This is a genomic window from Demequina aestuarii (assembly GCF_000975095.1).
In the GTDB taxonomy this organism is placed as follows: Bacteria; Actinomycetota; Actinomycetes; order Actinomycetales; family Demequinaceae; genus Demequina; species Demequina aestuarii.
The window spans coordinates 2,193,242-2,210,686 of sequence record NZ_BBRD01000001.1 but is presented as its reverse complement, the minus strand read 5'-3'; the positions used below and the strand labels follow the sequence as shown (position 1 = coordinate 2,210,686).

General features: G+C 67.5%; 16 protein-coding genes. 9 read left to right on the top strand and 7 right to left on the bottom strand.

Translation table 11 applies throughout. The annotated features are described in order from the left end of the window. Positions 1-42: 42 nt before the first annotated feature. From AOP72_RS10385 to AOP72_RS13835, 3 genes are all read right to left on the bottom strand, one after another. Entirely contained in the window at positions 43-1,455 is a 1,413-nt protein-coding gene (locus AOP72_RS10385; RefSeq protein ID WP_062135991.1) for a class II fumarate hydratase, read from the bottom strand. Between the two features lie 75 nt (positions 1,456-1,530). Further along, positions 1,531-2,463: a carbohydrate kinase family protein gene (locus AOP72_RS10380; protein WP_062135988.1), complete on the bottom strand. Its 933-nt coding sequence runs from the start codon at positions 2,461-2,463 to the stop codon at positions 1,531-1,533. Beyond that, positions 2,460-2,780, bottom strand: coding sequence for an exodeoxyribonuclease VII small subunit (locus AOP72_RS13835; protein ID WP_084631695.1), 321 nt, complete (start codon positions 2,778-2,780; stop codon positions 2,460-2,462). The genes AOP72_RS10380 and AOP72_RS13835 overlap by 4 nt, the downstream gene beginning before the upstream one ends. Before the next feature lie 89 nt (positions 2,781-2,869). Between AOP72_RS13835 and AOP72_RS10370 the strand changes: the two genes are divergently transcribed. Further along, complete coding sequence (locus AOP72_RS10370) at positions 2,870-3,310, top strand: hypothetical protein (RefSeq protein ID WP_062135985.1); 441 nt, start codon at positions 2,870-2,872, stop codon at positions 3,308-3,310. 114 nt (positions 3,311-3,424) lie between these two features. On the opposite strand, the gene xseA is transcribed toward AOP72_RS10370, so the two are convergent. Beyond that, positions 3,425-4,729, bottom strand: a complete 1,305-nt coding sequence (gene xseA, locus AOP72_RS10365; protein WP_062137176.1) for an exodeoxyribonuclease VII large subunit — start codon at positions 4,727-4,729, stop codon at positions 3,425-3,427. A 31-nt stretch (positions 4,730-4,760) separates the two neighbouring features. Here xseA and AOP72_RS10360 point away from each other — a divergent pair, with 31 nt between their 5' ends. Further along, the gene (locus AOP72_RS10360; protein ID WP_062135982.1) at positions 4,761-5,744 is read left to right on the top strand and encodes a 4-hydroxy-3-methylbut-2-enyl diphosphate reductase; all 984 of its coding nucleotides are present in this window, start codon (positions 4,761-4,763) and stop codon (positions 5,742-5,744) included. A 94-nt stretch (positions 5,745-5,838) separates the two neighbouring features. On the opposite strand, the gene AOP72_RS10355 is transcribed toward AOP72_RS10360, so the two are convergent. Beyond that, positions 5,839-7,170 carry a DNA recombination protein RmuC gene (locus tag AOP72_RS10355; protein ID WP_062135979.1) on the bottom strand — a complete coding sequence of 444 codons (1,332 nt, stop codon included), beginning with the start codon at positions 7,168-7,170 and terminating at the stop codon, positions 5,839-5,841. A 298-nt stretch (positions 7,171-7,468) separates the two neighbouring features. On the opposite strand from AOP72_RS10355, the gene AOP72_RS10350 reads away from it, so the two are divergent. The 4 genes from AOP72_RS10350 to AOP72_RS10335 all read left to right on the top strand — a co-directional run bounded on the left by AOP72_RS10350 (position 7,469) and on the right by AOP72_RS10335 (position 13,715). Next, positions 7,469-9,247: an ABC transporter substrate-binding protein gene (locus tag AOP72_RS10350; RefSeq protein WP_062135978.1), complete on the top strand. Its 1,779-nt coding sequence runs from the start codon at positions 7,469-7,471 to the stop codon at positions 9,245-9,247. 148 nt (positions 9,248-9,395) lie between these two features. Beyond that, the gene (locus AOP72_RS10345) at positions 9,396-10,913 is read left to right on the top strand and encodes an ABC transporter permease (RefSeq protein ID WP_062135975.1); all 1,518 of its coding nucleotides are present in this window, start codon (positions 9,396-9,398) and stop codon (positions 10,911-10,913) included. Between the two features lie 4 nt (positions 10,914-10,917). After that, the gene (locus AOP72_RS10340; RefSeq protein WP_062135970.1) at positions 10,918-11,907 is read left to right on the top strand and encodes an ABC transporter permease; all 990 of its coding nucleotides are present in this window, start codon (positions 10,918-10,920) and stop codon (positions 11,905-11,907) included. Then, positions 11,907-13,715 carry an ABC transporter ATP-binding protein gene (locus tag AOP72_RS10335; protein ID WP_084631918.1) on the top strand — a complete coding sequence of 603 codons (1,809 nt, stop codon included), beginning with the start codon at positions 11,907-11,909 and terminating at the stop codon, positions 13,713-13,715. The genes AOP72_RS10340 and AOP72_RS10335 overlap by 1 nt, the downstream gene beginning before the upstream one ends. Positions 13,716-13,753: 38 nt before the next feature. Here AOP72_RS10335 and AOP72_RS10330 read toward each other — a convergent pair whose 3' ends face one another. Both AOP72_RS10330 and AOP72_RS10325 read right to left on the bottom strand, forming a co-directional pair. Beyond that, entirely contained in the window at positions 13,754-13,996 is a 243-nt protein-coding gene (locus tag AOP72_RS10330) for a hypothetical protein (RefSeq protein ID WP_062135968.1), read from the bottom strand. Between the two features lie 70 nt (positions 13,997-14,066). Further along, complete coding sequence (locus tag AOP72_RS10325) at positions 14,067-14,369, bottom strand: putative quinol monooxygenase (RefSeq protein WP_062135965.1); 303 nt, start codon at positions 14,367-14,369, stop codon at positions 14,067-14,069. 63 nt (positions 14,370-14,432) lie between these two features. Between AOP72_RS10325 and ychF the strand changes: the two genes are divergently transcribed. The 3 genes from ychF (at position 14,433) to AOP72_RS10310 (ending at position 17,297) form a co-directional block, all read left to right on the top strand. Further along, the gene (gene ychF, locus AOP72_RS10320) at positions 14,433-15,518 is read left to right on the top strand and encodes a redox-regulated ATPase YchF (RefSeq protein ID WP_062135963.1); all 1,086 of its coding nucleotides are present in this window, start codon (positions 14,433-14,435) and stop codon (positions 15,516-15,518) included. A 302-nt stretch (positions 15,519-15,820) separates the two neighbouring features. Continuing rightward, on the top strand, positions 15,821-16,576 hold the full coding sequence (locus AOP72_RS10315) for a hypothetical protein (protein ID WP_152650348.1): 756 nt from the start codon (positions 15,821-15,823) through the stop codon (positions 16,574-16,576). 238 nt (positions 16,577-16,814) lie between these two features. Further along, positions 16,815-17,297, top strand: a complete 483-nt coding sequence (locus AOP72_RS10310; RefSeq protein ID WP_193746406.1) for a hypothetical protein — start codon at positions 16,815-16,817, stop codon at positions 17,295-17,297. Positions 17,298-17,445 lie beyond the last annotated feature (148 nt).

Here is a 17,445-nt window from a genome sequence, read left to right as displayed (position 1 = left end):
GGCCGGGCTCACGCGCGCGATCAATGGCAGAAGCGGTGCGGGTCAGCGGTCCCCGGTCATGGTGGTGACATCCAGCAGCGCGTCGAGCTGTGCGACGGTGATGTCGCCACGCTCCACGAAGCCGAGCGCGAGGGTGGCCTCGCGGACCGTGAGGCCCTCGGCCACGGCGTGCTTGGCGATCTTCGCGGCGTTCTCGTAGCCGATGACGCGGTTGAGCGGGGTCACGATGCTGGGGGAGGCCTCGGCGAAGCGGCGGGCGCGGTCGCGGTTGGCGACGATGCCGTCCACGGTGCGCTCGGCCAGCAGACCCGAGGCGTTGCCGAGCAGGCGCATCGACTCGAGCACGCCGAGCGCCATGACCGGGATCTGGACATTGAGTTCGAACGAGCCGGAGGCGCCCGCCCAGGCGACCGTCGCATCGTTGCCCACCACGCGGGCGCACACCATCAGCACTGCCTCGGGAATGACGGGGTTGACCTTGCCCGGCATGATCGAGGATCCGGGCTGAAGGTCGGGCAGCTGAATCTCGCCGAGCCCGGTGTTGGGGCCCGAGCCCATCCACCGCAGGTCGTTGCAGATCTTGGTGAGCGAGACCGCGATCACCTTGAGCGCCCCCGAGACCTCGACCAGTCCGTCACGGGCGGATTGCGCCTCGAAATGGTCGCGCGCCTCGGTGATGGGCAGCCCGGTGTCGTCGGCGAGCAGCGCGATCACGCGCTCGGGGAAGCCGTCGGGGGTGTTGATCCCGGTGCCCACGGCGGTGCCACCGAGCGGCACCTCGGCCAGCCTCGGAAGGGCGGCGTCGAGCCGCTCGATGCCGCGACGGATCGCCGCCGCGTAGCCGCCGAACTCCTGGCCGAGGGTCACGGGCGTGGCATCCATGAGATGCGTGCGGCCCGACTTGTAGACGTCGGAGAACTCGCTGGCCTTCGCCTCCAGGGACTGCGCGAGCCGCTCGAGCTGTGGCATGAGGTCGTTGACGAGCGTCGAAGTGGCCGCCACGTGCACCGAGGTGGGGAACACGTCGTTGGAGGACTGCGACGCGTTCACGTGGTCGTTCGGGTGCACGTCCTCGCCGAGCAGGCGGGTGGCCAGCGTGGCGATGACCTCGTTGGTGTTCATGTTGGAGCTGGTGCCGGAGCCGGTCTGGAACACGTCGACGGGAAAGTGTGCGTCGTGCTCGCCTGAGGCGACCTGGTCCGCCGCCGCCACGATCGCATCGGCAATCGGGCCGGGCAGCACGCCCAGCTCCGCATTCGCCTGCGCCGCCGCCTTCTTCACCCGCGCGAGCGCCTCGATGTGACGGCGCTCGAGCGTGAGGCCCGAAATCGGGAAGTTCTCCACGGCACGCTGCGTCTGCGCTCGATAGAGGGCGTGCGCGGGAACCCGCACCTCGCCCATCGTGTCGTGCTCGATGCGGTAGTCGGACGTGGCGTCGTTGCTCAGCTCGCTCATGGAGTCATTGTCGCAGGAACGCGAGGTCAGGTGGCGTCCCGTGTGAGGGTGTGGCGCCGCGACGGGCGCCGACGGTCAGCCTTCGCCGAGCTCGGCCCGCGTGGGCGGATTCGCACCCGCCCGCGACACCGTGATGGCGCCGATGCGCGCGCATCGGGCGAGCACGCGCTCGAGGGTGACGTCGTCGATCGCGCGCAACGCGTCCCGGCGCTCCGCTCCCAGCAGGCCGGCACCCCACAGCCCATCGATGAGTCCACCCATGAACGAATCCCCGGCGCCGACCGTGTCGGCCACCTCGACTCGAGGGGCGGTCACGCTGACGCTCCTGCCGTCGCGGAGGTACGCAGTGGCGCCGTCGCCCCCGGTGGTGACGACGACCAGACCAGGCCCGCTGGCGGCCCACTCGCGGGCGAGGGTCTCGACCGAGCCGTCCGGGCGGCCGGTGAGCAGCCAGGCGAGGTCCTCGTCGGAGGCCTTGACGACGTCGGAGAGGGCGATGACGCGTTCGATCGCGGCCAACGCGGCGGACGGCTCTCCCATGAGGGCGGGGCGCGCGTTCGGGTCGTACGTGATGGTCGCGTGGGCTCGGGCGCGGTCCAGGATGTCGAGCACCGCGCTTCCGCCGGGCGCGAGCACCGCTCCGATGGAGCCGGTGTGGACCACCAGCGCGTCCACATCGGCGACGGCGGCGGCGTCGATGTCCCAGGTCAGGTCGAACTCGTATGTCGCCGCACCGGTGTCGTCGAGCGTGGCGGCCGCCACCGACGTGCGGGGAGCATCGGCCGATCCCTCGACCAGGGCCACGTCGGAGGCTTCCAGGTGAGCCCGCACCATCTCCCCGTGTGCGTCAGGTGCCAGGCAGGTCAGCAGGGACACATCGCGCCCCAGCCGCCCCAGTCCGATGGCGACGTTCGCGGGTGACCCGCCCGGGTGGGTCTCGACTGTGCCGTCCGGACGGCGAACGACGTCGACGAGGGCCTCGCCGATGACGAGGGCGGTGTCGGTCATGAGTGGTCCTCCTCTGGCCGTGCGGCTGCATCGTCGCCAGCCGTGTCGTCCTCGGCGGTGTCGTCCGCCGGGACGAAGCCGACGATACCGGCGTCGGCGTCGTCGCCCTGCTCGGTCCCGCCGCGGGCGTCGGTGATCCGGTCCCGGGCGCCCTCGAGGAGCTCCTGGCAGCGGGCGGCGAGAGCCTCGCCCCGCTCCCACAGGCCTACGGACTCGTCGAGCGTGGCGGCGCCGGCCTCGAGCTTCGCCACGATGGCGATCAGCTCGTCGCGGGCCTGCTCGTACGTGAGGGAGGAGACATCGTCGGCGTGAGACATATGCCACACGCTATCGCGTCATCATCAGGCCCTACGGCACTCTCATCAACTACCAAGTGCAATCTCTCTTCACAATGGGGTGACGACTGATGTTCAGTGAGAATTACTCGCGCCAAACCGCGCTCGCGAGCGTGGAGAAGGCGCTCGACCCGAACCTGACCGATGCGGAGCTCGCCACGCTGGCGAGGTCAGAGGAGGCGAAGGTGCGTGCGGCCGTGGCCGAGCGCCCCGCGACGCCGCTCACGACTCTCCTCAAGCTCGCGTCCGACGAGTCCCCGACGGTGCGCATGGGGGTGGCGCGCAATCGGCGTGCCGAGATGCCGGAGGACCTCCACGATCAGCTCGCCCACGACAAGGTCGCCGACGTGGTCTACGCGCTGATCGAGAACCCGACCGTGCCCGACGCCATCATCGGCCGCCTCGCTCGGCAGTTCCACAAGGAGTACGCGTCAGCCGCGCGAGCTCGCCTCGCCTCGAAGGGCGGCGCCGCCAAGGTGCTGGGCCGACTGGGCATCGCGAGCGCAGGCTGAGCCGACCGGCGGCCCCCGCGGAGCACTGAGGGGTGCCCTTCGCTCGAGCCTTGCGCTCGCGAGGGCCACGCCGCGGGGGTCGTCTGCCGGCCGTGCGGTGGACGAGTCGCGGCATCAGGCGATGGTGCTGGGGGAGACGCTCGTCACCGACGCCTCGGCCTCGCCCGCGGCGAACCGCAGATGAATGGCGTCTGCGCTCGTGAGGGTTGAGGCGTCCCGAATGACCGCGCCCGCAGCGTCTCGTGCAATCGCGTAGCCACGGTCGAGGGTGCCCTGTGGGCTGAGTGCGCGCAGGGCCGCTCCGAGCTCTCGCGTCGCGCCGTCTGCTCCAGCGAGGATCGCGACCAGCGCGCGATCAGCGGAGGTCCTGGCGCGCGCGACGGACTCCCGGTAGGGATCAAGCATGCGGTGGGGGTGCGCCAGCACCGGGCGCGACCGGAACTGGTCGAGGCCACGCGCCTCGCGTGCCACCAGCGCTTCGAGCGCCGCCCGCATGTCACGGCGTGCCTGGTCGACACCGGCGCGCTCCTGCGCCGCATCGGGCACGATGCGCTTGCCGGCATCGGTGGGCGTCGAGGCGCGGTAGTCGGCGACGAGGTCGAGCACAGGGGAGTCCTTCTCGTGGCCGATCGCGCTCACGAGCGGGGTCTCGCACGCTGCGGCGGCTCGCACGACGCGCTCGTCAGAGAATGCGATGAGGTCCTCGAAGGAACCGCCGCCGCGCGCGACCACGATGACGTCGACGTCCGGGATCGCGTCGAGCTCCTCGATCGCCTGGCTGACCTCGCGCACCGCGTGCTGGCCCTGGACCGAGACGCGGCGAATCTCGAAGGTCACGGACGGCCAGCGCTTGGTCGCGTTGACCACGACGTCGTGCTCGGCCTCGCCTTGAGTCGCGCAGACGAGCCCCACCCTGCGCGGGACGAAGGGCAGGGGCTGCTTGCGCTCGGCATCGAACAGCCCCTCGGCGGCCAGGGCCTCCTTGAGCGCCTCGATCTGCGCGAGCAGGTCGCCCACGCCCGCGTGGCGGATGTCCGCGGCGTCGAGCTTGAGGGCCCCCGAGCGCGCCCACCAGCGCGGTCGGGCATGGAGCACCACGCGGGAGCCGTCGTCCAGCGGCGTGCCCATGCGGTCCACCACGGAGGAGAGCGCGGATACCCCGAGCGTGGCGTTCTCGCTCGGGTCGCGCAGGTCGAAGAAGACCAGGTTCTTCCATCGTGACGGCCTCAGCACCTGGCCCTCGACCCACACCGGACCCATGCGGTGCACATACTGGCCGATCTTGCCGGTGAGGTGGTGGACGGGCCACGGTCGCTCGGCGGTGGTGTCGGCGGCGGTGCCGGGGAAGCCTCCGGCGGCTGGGCCGGAAGCACTCGCCCCCTGCGGAGCGTTGTCGGGGGAGAGCGAACCGTCGGTCACGTCCCCTAGCGTGCCACGTAGGATGGAGAACATGCCTTCCCCCAACGACAAGCGCGTCCTTCTCGCGGCCCCGCGCGGCTACTGCGCAGGTGTGGATCGCGCCGTGATCGCGGTCGAGAAGGCCCTCGAGATGCACGGGGCGCCCATCTACGTCCGCAAGGAGATCGTCCACAACAAGTACGTGGTGGAGACGCTGTCCGAGCGCGGAGCGATCTTCGTCGAGGAGACGGACGAGGTCCCCAAGGGAGCCCGCGTGGTGTTCTCGGCGCACGGCGTCTCGCCAGCGGTGCGCAGCAGTGCCGATGCTCGCGGCCTGGTGTCCATCGACGCCACCTGCCCACTGGTCACCAAGGTGCACAAGGAGGCCATCCGCTTCGCGCGTGAGAATCAGACCATCCTGCTGATCGGCCACGACGGCCACGAGGAGGTCGAGGGCACCGCCGGCGAGGCCCCTGAGCACACCATCGTCGTGAACTCGCCCGAAGAGGCGGACCGTGTGGTGGTGCCCGATCCCGACAACGTGGTGTGGCTGTCACAGACCACGCTCTCCGTCGACGAGACCATGGACACCGTCCACCGGCTGCGGGCGCGCTTCCCCAACCTCCAGGACCCGCCCAGCGACGACATCTGCTACGCCACGCAGAACCGTCAGGTGGCGGTCAAGAAGCTCGCGCCCGAATGCGATCTGGTGATCGTGGTGGGCTCCGCGAACTCGTCCAACTCCGTTCGACTGGTCGAGGTGGCGCTGCAGGCGGGCGCCCGCTCGTCCTATCGCGTCGACACCTACAAGGAGATCGACGAGTCCTGGTTCGAGGGCGTCACCACCGTGGGGCTCACCTCCGGCGCCTCGGTGCCCGAGATCCTCGTCAAGGATGTCATCGGCTTCCTCGCCGAGCGCGGCTACGAGACGGTCGAAGAGGTCCGCACCGCAACCGAGGACCTGATGTTCTCGCTGCCCCGCGAGATTCGTGCCGACATGAAGGCCAAAGAGGCCGAGCGCGCGATGCAGGCCTAGGTCCTCGCCGCTTCCCCCCCCGCCTTAGCGTCCCAGTGGGCGCTCACTGTCGGTTCTGGGGCAGCGCTGCATCCTGGCGGGCGCTGAGTGTCGATCAGGCGCGGTCGGTCGGCTCTGCTACAGCGGTGAGTTCCGGGGCCGTGAGCTCGCGAGGCTCGGTCGCGACCTGCTCGATGCCCGGCAGAGGGGCGTCGATCTGCTGCATCTCCTGGAACTTGCGGGCGCTCACCAGCACGCGCGACTCGAGGGACGCGACGGTCTGGTTGTAGGCCCGGCTCGCACCCTCGATGGCCCGGCCCACCTTGGCGAGATGCTCGCCCATGGTCGACAGCCGGTCGTACAGTTCCTTGCCGGTGGCCAGCACGTCTTGAGCGTTCTTCGCCAACGCGTCTTCCTTCCACGCGTGAGCGACCGTGCGCAGCATCGCCACCAGCGTGGTGGGCGTCGCGATGAACACGCGCTTGCCGAATGCGTACTCCTGCAGGTCCCCGTCCTGCTCGAGGGCCGACTGATAGAAGGCCTCGGACGGCACGAACATCACCACGAACTCCGGGGCGGAGGCGAACTGCTCCCAGTACTTCTTGGCCGCGAGGTCGTCCACGTGCTTGCGGATGTGGCGAGCGTGCGCGCGCAGGCGATCCGCACGGACCTCCTCATCATCCGTCTCGAACGCCTCGATGAGTGCCGACAGTGCGACCTTGGAGTCAACCACGATGGTGCGCCCGCCGGCGAGCTTCACGGTCAGGTCCGGTCGCTGGAGCCTGCCCTCGCCGTCGCGCACCGAGTCCTGCTCGGTGAAGTCCACGTGCTCGACCATTCCCGCGAGCTCGACCACGCGGCGCAGCTGCACCTCACCCCAGTTGCCGCGCACGTCGGAGCGCCTCAACGTATTGATGAAGTCCGTGGTGCGCTTGTCGAGCTTGTCCGATGCCGCGAGCATCTGACGCACCTGCTCGGACAGCTGGGCATGGCCGCTGGCGCGCGCCTTGTCGGCCTCGGCGGTCTGCCGCTGCACCACGTCAAGGGCCTTCGCCATGGGTTCCACGAGCTGACGCACCGCCTGCTCGCGCTTGGCCAGCTCGGCCTCTCCCGCCTGGCGCTCCCGTGCGAACCGTTCCCGCGCCACCTCGAGCAGCGACTCCTGGCTCGCCTTGAGCGTCTGCTGCGACAGCGCCGCGAACTGCTGGCGCATGGTCTCCTGGTCGCCACGCACCTGCGCTACGTAGCGCTCGTGGGCGGCAGTGAGCTCCGACTCGCGCTGAGCCCACGCATCGGCCTGCCGCTGCGCCTGCTGCTCGAGCATGGCGACTCGTTCGTGAGCGATCGCGGCCCGGGTCTCGACGCGCGTAGAGCGCCGCGTCGCCAGGAGGTAGCCGGTTGCGAGGCCAGCGAGGAGCGCCGATGCGGCGATGAGGAGTTCGACCATGCCCTCACGCTCCCACGTGCCTGTGACGCTGCCAGCGCGACCCGTGCATCGGCATCTCCAATCGGCGCGCCGCGCGCGACGTTGGTCCTGGATTCTCCGTTCGGCGTAGCGATATCATGTGGCCTTAGTCACATTTTGGGCACGAAAATCGGTACGGGCGGTACCCGAAACACGTTCGTTACCGAACTTTTCGTACCCTGGACGGCACCGCGGGGAAACTCCCCGTTGCCTTCACGCCCGCGTGCACGCTCGAACCCCGGGTCGACACACGCAGGCGTGTGAAGTGAGAGGACACAGTATGAAGCTCGGCAAGTTCGGGAAGGGCGCCGCCGTCGTAGCGATGGCGACCCTCGCCCTCGCCGCATGTACCTCCGAGGACCCGGAGGGCGACGCGCCTGACCCGTCAGCGACAGAGTCGGTCTCGACCGGTGGCACCAACGACGACACCATCTACTTCTCGGCCGGCGAGGTCGAGTGGAACGGGTACAACGACCTCACGTCGGCGACCTACTCCACGTACAACTCGGTGGTCAACGAGCGCGTGCGCTCGGCGTTCACCTACTTCGGCCCAGACGCCTCCATCAACATCAACGAGGACATGGGCAACGTCGAGCTCATCTCCGAGGACCCGATGATCGTCGAATACACGATCAACGAGGACGCGGTGTGGTCTGACGGCGAGCCCATCAAGTACGAGGACGTGCTGCTGACCTGGGCGGCACAGTCGCTCTCCGACGGCGAGAACGAGGACGGCAGCCCCGTCGCACTGTTCGACCACGTGAGCGGCCTCGACTACGGCGACCGCGTGCCCGACGGCCCGCAGGGCGAGCCGGGTGGCAAGTCGTTCACCGTCGAGTACACGAACCCCTACCCGGACTACCTGCTCACCACCGTCATCGACTTCCCGGCCCACGTGGTCGCGGAGCAGGCGGGCATGACGCTCGAAGAGATGGTCACGGCGATCGAGGCGGGCGACGTGGAGGCCATGCGCCCCGCCGCCGAGTTCTGGAACACCGAGTGGATCTCAAACACCCCGGGCGAGCTGCCCGACCCGGCCATCGCGCTGTCCTCCGGCCCGTACACCTACGGTTCGTGGGAAGCCGGCCAGTCGATCACGCTGGTCCCGAACGAGATGTGGTGGGGTGACGCACCCGCCACGGGCGAGCTCGTCTTCCGCTTCGCTTCTCCTGACTCGCACGTCCAGGCTCTTGCCAACGGCGACCTGAATGTCGTGGAGCCGCAGGCGACCGTCGACACGATCGACCAGATCGAGGCGCTCGGCGAGGCCGTGACGCTCGGCACCTACCAGACGCTGATCTGGGAGCACCTGGACATCAACCGCGGCGAGGGTGCATCCCTGGCCGAGAGCCCGGAGCTGCGCGAGGCCTTCGCCATGTGCGTGCCCCGTCAGCTCATCGTGGACAACCTGATCAAGCCGATCAACCCCGACGCGACCGTGATGAACGCTCGTGAGGTCTTCCCGTTCCAGGACAACTACGAGGAGATCGTCTCGGAGTCCTACGACGGCCAGTACGACGAGGTCGACATCGAGGGCGCTGCTGCGAAGATCGCTGAGGCGGGCGTGGACACTCCCATCAACGTGCGCATCGGCTACTCGGGGCCCAACCCCCGACGCACCGACCAGGTCGCGCTGATCAAGGACTCCTGTGACCAGGCTGGCTTCGAGATCGAGGACATCGGCAACCCCGACTTCTTCGCCGCTGGAGGCAACCTCGACACGGGTGACTTCGACGTCGCGCTGTTCGCATGGTCGGGTTCCGGCCAGATCACGTCCGGTCAGAACATCTACGCGACCGGCCGCCCGCAGAACTACATCAACTACTCCAACGAGACGGTCGACGAGGCCTGGGACGCCCTGACCTCCACGCTGGACCCCGAGGAGCAGAAGGAGCAGACCAAGATCATCGAGCGTGCGCTCTGGGAGGACCTCTACGGCATCCCGATCTTCGCGCACCCCGGTGTCGCGGCGTGGGACTCCACGATCCAGAACGTGGAGCCCAGCTCGGCTCAGTCCGGTATCGTGTGGAACGCTGAAGAGTGGGTTCGTTCCGAGTAGGAACGGACTGACATCGCACTCGACCGGTGGGGTGGGGCACTCGCTCCACCCCACCGGTCATGCATGAGTGGGCGGGCGTGCCGTCGCGGTTCTCGGCGCATCCAGCGTGGGGTCGCCTGACCACTCACCTCGAGAAAGTTCTGCATCTATGACCAGGTTTGTCCTCAGACGGCTGGCTGTGTCGAGCGTGATCCTGCTCGTCGGTTCGCTGCTGATGTTCGTACTCACGATCAATGCCGGCGATCCGCTGCAAGATCTGAGGGAGTCGACGGCGTCGAATCGCGACCAGCTGATCGAGTCCCGGATCGACAACATGGGACTCGACCTCCCGTGGTATCAGCGCTACGGCCAGTGGCTCTCCGGCGCCGCCGGCTGCATCATCGGCCAATGTGACCTTGGCACTGACCGTGCAGGCACGGACGTGATCGCCCTGCTCGAGCAGGCCGCCGGCGCGACCCTGCGCCTGGTGACCATTTCCACCTTCGCCGCCATCGTCATAGGCGTGATCGTGGGTATCCTCACCGCCCTGCGTCAGTACTCGGGCTTCGACTACGCGGTGACCTTCCTCGCGTTCCTCTTCTTCTCTCTGCCCGTGTTCTGGGCGGCCGTGCTGCTCAAGGAGTACGGTGCGATCCGCTACAACGACTGGATAGCGGATCCACAGATATCGGTCATACAAGCGCTCATCATCGGCGTCGTCCTCGCCTTCATCATGCAGGGGGTGTTGGGTGGCGGAGTCAGACGCAGGCTTCTCACTGCGGGCACGACCGGCGCCTTCGCCATGATTGCCCTGCTGGCGTTCACGTACATCGGATGGTGGCGCAACCCTGCGCTGGGCATTGGCCTGGTACTGATCGTCTCCCTCGCGTTCGCCGTCGGCGTCACGGCACTGGTGACAGGGCTGGGCAACCGTCGCGTCCTCTACTCGACTCTGACCACCGTCGGCGTGGGCGTCGTGCTGTTCTATGCCCTCGGCCCGCTGCTCGATGAGCCCAACTGGTTGCTGCTGATCGGCTTGTTCGTCTCGGCGATCGTGGTGGGCCTCATCATCGGGCGTCTGTGGGGCGGCTACTCGCGCGGGACAGCGATGGCGCTGTCCGCAGTGACGGCCGGATTCATGGCCGTGATGACCGCCGCTGACCGTGCGGTCTACGCCTGGGCCGGCTTTCTCGACCTCAAGCCGCGGCCCATCTCCACCATCGGATCTCAGACACCCAACTTCGGTGGCGACTTCTGGGAATCGGCGCTCGACCTTGGCACCCAGCTGCTGCTCCCCACCGTGCTGCTGACGCTCATCTCGGTCGCGACCTACTCGCGGTACACCCGCAGCTCGATGCTCGAGACTCTCAACCAGGACTACGTTCGCACCGCCCGCTCCAAGGGCCTGTCCGAGCGCACCGTCATCGTCAAGCACGCCTTCCGCAACGCCCTCATCCCGATCACCACCATCGTGGCGTTCGACTTCGCGGCGCTCATCTCGGGGGCTGTGATCACCGAGGCAGTGTTCGGCTGGAAGGGCATGGGCGAGCTGTTCCGCAGCGGCCTGACGCATACGGATCCCGGGCCTGTCATGGCGTTCTTCCTTGTGACCGCGATCGCGGCCATCGTCATGAACCTGATCGCGGATATCAGCTACGCGTTCCTCGACCCCAGGATCAGGAGGTAGCGCCATGAGCGACGACCGCCGAGACTTCTCGATGCCAGAGGCCCCCGGGCCAGTACCGGATACCACCGTCATCACTGACGCCGATGCCGCACCCGAAGAGAAGTCCTACAGCCAGGGCCAGTTGGTCCGCCGGCGCTTCTTCCGTCACAAGGGCGCCATGGTGGCACTCGGCGTGCTCATTGCGATCACGCTGCTCGCGTTCACGTCGATTGGCTTCGGGCCGATCCCAGGGTGGTGGGGCAAGAACTTCACCGATACGGGGTCGATTCTGGACGGTGGCAGGCCTACGATCGGCTGGTTCTCCCTCGGAGAGCACCCGTTCGGCCAGGACCAGACCGGGCGCGACTTCTTCGCCCTCACGATGCGTGGCACTCAGATATCCCTGACCATCGCGTTCACCGTGGGAATCGTCTCCACTATCATCGGGACGATCATCGGCGCGATCGCGGGCTACTTCCGCGGCTGGGCCGAGGCCTTCCTGATGCGTGTGACGGATCTCTTCATCATCATCCCTTTGCTGGTCCTCGCCGCCGTGCTGGGCCGCATCGCCGGTGACCGCGGCATCATCGCGCTGTCGCTGACTCTGGCTGCGGTGACCTGGACCTCCCTCGCACGGCTCGTGCGTGGAGAGGTGCTGTCCTTGCGAGAGCGCGAGTTCGTCACAGCGGCGCGCGCGATCGGCACCGGATCGGCGCGAATCATCGCGCGCCACATCCTCCCCAACACGGTCGGTGTGATCATCGTGGCCACCACGTTCGCGATCGCGGCGGCCATCCTCCTCGAGACGTCGCTCAGCTTCCTGGGCTTCGGGGTCCAGCCGCCAGATATCTCGCTGGGCTCACTCATCGACCGGTACCAGACCGCGTTCACGTCCCGTCCGTGGCTGTTCTGGTTCCCCGGCATGTTCATTCTCGCGATCGCGCTGAGCGTCAACTTCATCGGCGATGGCCTCCGAGATGCTTTCGACCCGCGACAGAACAAGGACGGTCGATGATGAGCACCACGGCAGACGTCAACACCTTCGAGAGCGCGCCAGAGCCGACCGGCCCGGTGCTGTCCTTCGACAACCTCGACGTGAGGTTCGGCACTGAGTTCGGACAGGTTCACGCGGTCAAGGGAATATCCATCGAGGTGAACCCCGGTGAGGTGCTCGCCTTGGTCGGCGAGTCCGGATCCGGAAAGTCAGTGACCTCCATGTCAGCCCTTGGACTCTTGCCGGGCAACGCCCGCGTCTCGGGCGACATCTCGGTGGCAGGCAAGGTGATCGGCTCTCTCAGCGACAAGGGTCTGCGCCAACTGCGCGGGAACGACGTGGCGATGGTCTTCCAGGAGCCCATGACCGCGCTCAACCCCGTGCTGACGGTCCGCACGCAGATGACCGAGGCGCTCGAATTGCACGGCATCGCCTTTGGCAAGGCGGCCGATGCGCGAGCGGTCGAGCTCCTGCGCATGGTGGGGATTCCCGATGCCGAGAAGCGCATCTACCAGTACCCGCACGAGTTCTCCGGCGGACAGCGTCAGCGCATCGTGATCGCTATGGCGATCTCGTGCGACCCGCGGGTCATCATCGCGGACGAGCCCACGACGGCGCTCGACGTCACGGTCCAAGCGGAGATCCTCGACTTGCTCCGGTCCCTCAAGGACGAGCTCAACACGGGCATCCTCCTGATCACCCACAACATGGGCGTCGTCGCGGACATGGCGGATCGTGTGGCAGTGATGTACCAGGGTGACCTTGTCGAGACGGGCACCGCGCACGATGTGCTCAACTCTCCACAGCACGAGTACACCAAGCGGCTCCTCGACGCGGTCCCGCACCTGGGCAGCCGAGGTGAGACTCCGCCGGTCGAGCAGGGGGACTCGCCGCGCTCGCTCGAGGTCCGGGACTTGGTGGTGGAGTACCACCGCACAGGCAAGGAGCCCTTCCGCGCCGTGGACGGGGTGTCGTTCGATGTGAACCACGGCGAGATCGTAGGGCTGGTCGGCGAGTCCGGTTCGGGCAAGTCCACGATCGCCCGCTGCGTGCTGGGCCTGATTCCTGCAGCCTCTGGCCAGGTGTCGATCCTGGGTCAGGACATCACGACTATGCGCCGCGCCGAGCTGAAGAAGCTGCGCCGCCGCATCGGCGTCGTGTTCCAGGATCCGGCGAGCTCCCTCAACCCCCGGCTTCCCGTCGGCGACTGCATCGCGGAACCCATGGAGGTGCACAACGTCGGCGACAAGGCCTCGCGCCGCGCTCGTGTGGCCGAGCTCCTCGACGCCGTCGAACTGCCTCGTCACCTCGCCAACCGCTACCCGCATGAGCTGTCGGGTGGCCAGCGTCAGCGGGTGTCCATTGCGCGTGCGTTGTCCCTCGACCCGGAGTTCCTCGTCGCGGACGAGCCCACTTCGGCGCTCGACGTGTCCGTGCAGGCGTCGGTGCTGAAGATGTTCACCGCTCTTCAAGAACGCTACGAGTTCGGATGCCTGTTCGTCAGCCACGACCTCGCCGTGGTGGATACCCTGGCGGATCGCGTGGTCGTCTTGAAGGACGGCGAAGTCGTGGAGCAGGGAGACCGCACGCAAGTGCTCAGCAACCCCACCGAGGAGTACACCCGTCGGTTGCTCATCGCAGCCCCCGTGCCGAACCCCGACGAGCAGTTGGCACGTCGCCAGGCGCGTTACGAGTTCATGAAGGAGGTCGGCGAGGCCGACCACGGCCTTCACGTCGAGGAGGCCCCGCACCGCGGGGACATGTTCGGCTGGGCGGCAGGTGCGGAGACGCGCCGGCCCATGGGCCGGAAGAGCCCGCGCGACAAGTGAGCGGACCCCGGCATCGGCTTCGGCCGATGCCGGGGGCGTCAATCCGTGTTCGGGCTTCCGTCCGGCCGATGCGCGGCGCGCACGGGCGGCGGCATCAGCGCCGCGTCGGGCGCGTAGGCGCCGGGCAGGTCGTGGAGGTCCGGGATGTGAACCTCGTCGCCGTTGGCGTCGGTGAGCGGCGGACCGGGCACGGGTGATGGCGCGGGCAGAATCTTCTCCGACGCCAAGTGGCTGGCCATCTCGGCTTCGCCGGGGTTGAAGATCGATCCGAGTTCCGTCATGCCGTGAGCCTACGCCCGGCCTGTCTGTTGGGCGAGAGAGCCCAGCCCCCGCAACGGCCGCTGGGCTAGGTCAATCGCGAAGCGGGGAGCCGAGGACGGAGAACTGGCTGCCGCCCATCTCCCCGGACAACAGCGGCATCGCCTCGTGGATCGCCGCGCGCACGCTGTCCAGCTGCAGCGACGCGCGATGGGCCTCGGCGGAGGTCCACAGCTCCATCACGTACACCGTCGCGGGGTCGTCATCGTTGATGCCGACCTCGTACAGCAGGCATTCGGCCTCGTCGAGCTGGAGGTTGCGGCGAGTCAGGATGGCCACGACCTCCTCGCGCTTGCCGGGTAGCACGCCCAGGGTTCCTACGTTCGCGAATGTCATGGGCGCAACGCTAATAGGCGGTTCCGACACTCACGGTGCGTGTGGCAACTAGACTGGTCGACCGTGGCTCTCACTATCGGAATCGTCGGACTGCCCAACGTGGGCAAGTCCACCCTGTTCAATGCTCTGACGCGGGCGGAGGTGCTCGCCGCGAACTATCCGTTCGCGACCATCGAGCCCAACGTGGGCGTGGTACCGCTGCCGGACGAGCGGCTGGGCCGCCTCGCCGAGGTGTTCGGCAGTGAGAAGGAGTTGCCCGCGACGGTGTCGTTCGTCGACATCGCGGGCATCGTCAAGGGCGCCTCGGAGGGTGAGGGCCTGGGCAACGCGTTCCTCGCCAACATCCGTGAGGCCGATGCGATCTGCCAGGTCACGCGCGCGTTCGACGACACTGACGTCACTCGCGTCGACGGCTCCACCGACGAGGCGGGCGACCTCGAGACCATCGCGACCGAGCTGATCCTCGCGGACCTCCAGACCCTCGAGAAGGTGATCCCGCGCCTCGAGAAGGAGGTGCGCACCAAGAAGGGCCCCGCCGAGCAGCTCGCCGCCGCCAATCAGGCCAAGGAGGTCCTTGAGGCCGGCCAGACGCTGTTCGCCGGCGCCGCCGCCGCGGGAATCGACACCGCCGAGCTGCGCGAGTTCAACCTGCTCACCACGAAGCCGTTCATCTACGTGTTCAACACGGACGATGCGGGCCTGATGGACGAGGAGAAGAAGGCGCGGCTCGAGGCGCTCGTCGCGCCCGCCAAGGCGATCTTCCTGGACGCCAAGTTCGAGTCCGAGCTCATCGAGCTCGACGAGGCCGAGGCTCGCGAGATGCTCGAGTCCACCGGCCAGACCGAGTCAGGGCTGTCGCAGCTCGCGCACATCGGCTTCGACACGCTCGGCCTGCAGACGTACCTGACGGCCGGCCCCAAGGAGTCCCGCGCGTGGACCATCCGCAAGGGCTGGACTGCACCGCAGGCCGCCGGAGTCATCCACACTGACTTCGAGAGGGGCTTCATCAAGGCCGAGGTCGTGGGCTTCGACGATCTCATGCAGTACGGATCGATGGCCGATGCGAAGGCCGCCGGGAAGGTGCGCATCGAGGGCAAGGACTACGTGATGCACGACGGCGACGTGGTGGAGTTCCGCTTCAACGTGTAGTTCTCTCACGAGCATGAGTGCGACCGGTTGAGCGTGAGATGGACGCAGAGTCGCGTGCGCTCTCGATAGCGTTGCCCGAACCTCGTCGACCCCCAACTCACTGACACGTCACTGCGTTCTTGCTGCCATGATGCGTGGGAAGACGGACGAGCGCGCAAGTGGGGAGACATGCTCGTCCAGCACGTCGAGAGCGCGACCACGGCCACAACGGGGGTAGATCAATGCGATCCGAATCCGGGCGTTCACACCGGCCAGGCGTCTTTGCGCGACACCCCTGGCTCCACCTGCTGTGGACGATGCCCGTGGCCATCGCAGGTGCGGCCCTCCTCGTGCTGATGTCAGCGGTGTCGAGGTGCGGGTTTGATGGCTGTGGCGACGCTGGCGACGATCCCGCCTCGGCGATCGTCTTCTTGCTGGCGGGGGCGTTCTGTCTGGTCTCGCCAGTGCTGTTCGTCCCATGGACGCAAAGCCGACGCGCGAGGGTGATCGGCGCGGCTGCGACGCTGGGGATCGTCGCAGTGGGCGCCGCTGTCGCTGTCGGGGCGCCGCGTGCGGGGTCGTGGGCCACCGTTGATGATGGGGTGCCGTCGGAGGAGGAGCAGTACCAACTGTTCGAGCGCGAGAACGCTGAGGCGTGGGTCACGGACAATCCGGGGACCCGGATCGGGTACGTGTCCGGGTCGTGGACGGCAGTGGTGACGGCAGGCGGGGGTGTCATCGAGATCGAGCGCGTCGACGCCGAGCCGCCCACACCATGTGCGTACCTGGCCGACACATACCTGGTGGCGGAGCCGCAGTACCACGTCGATGATGAGGCGCTGTGGTGCGAGCGCGACGGTGAGAGGTGGGCGCGTGCGGACGGAACCGGCGTCGTGGGCTTCGAGGGCGGCTCGTACACCCTCGTGCGCAGCGGAGTTGGCTTTTCCTTGGAGCATGCGGGCGGCGACCGCCCTGGAAGCACGGAAGAGGTGGCAGAGACTTACGCAAGCCTCCGCCCAATTTACGAGACGGAGTTGCGCGCGGCGTTCGAGAACCAGCGAGTTCCGCAACAGGGCTGAATCGCGCGCCTCGGAAGCGACTTCAGACGCCAGGCTTCGGCAGCATCGCCACCAGTCGAACCTTGTGGTGGTGCCTTCCCGATGCGGCGACGCGCGGCTATGGTCGCAGGGAGTGAGAACCGAGGGGGAGTCGCGTGCCCGCAGTGAAATTGCCACGTCTGGCGATCTGTGTGGTCGCATTGCCTGCGGTCCTTGTGGGGTGCTCGGGGGTCCGGAACCGTCATCTTCTGCGACGGCGGTGTCGACGATTCCGAAGACGGACTCCGTTCTCTCGGCTTCAGCGGAGCCGTCCGAGACAGCGCCCGTCGATTCGTTGAGCAGTGACATGGACCGGCCAGATGGCTATGTGGAGCTGGGCTACGGGACGTTCATTCCGGCTGGTGGCCCCGGCGACTGTACCGGTTCTGCCTATGTCTTCATCGGCACGGTTGACGGCGAGAGCATCACTGAGGTTCTTCTACCTGACAACCTCGTTGACATGGGGCCCCGGACGTTTGCCCAAGGCGAGGTCGGCTACGACGATCAGGGGCGTATCGCGACATATACGGTCGCAGCCGGCGACGTTGAGGGTGTCATCGGTGACCGGCTGGGCCTCTACAACGGCGACGCCATCGGGATGCTCAACGGACACAAGGGATATGAGCCGATTCAGCCGGGCGAAGTGCTGGTGATCAACCCGGAGCTAGTCCCCAGCTTTCAGTACGAGGACCCGTACAACTGATCTCCCGCCTCCAATCTTAGTTGAGCACGTCTCGTGTTGACTCAGTAAGGTGCCCTGGCAGGGTCTGTTCAGTGACGGAACGCGTGAGAGTCCCGGTACAACGTGGAGCGTCCAGGAAGCGAGCCGTCTCGGGTTGCCGCGATGTCCA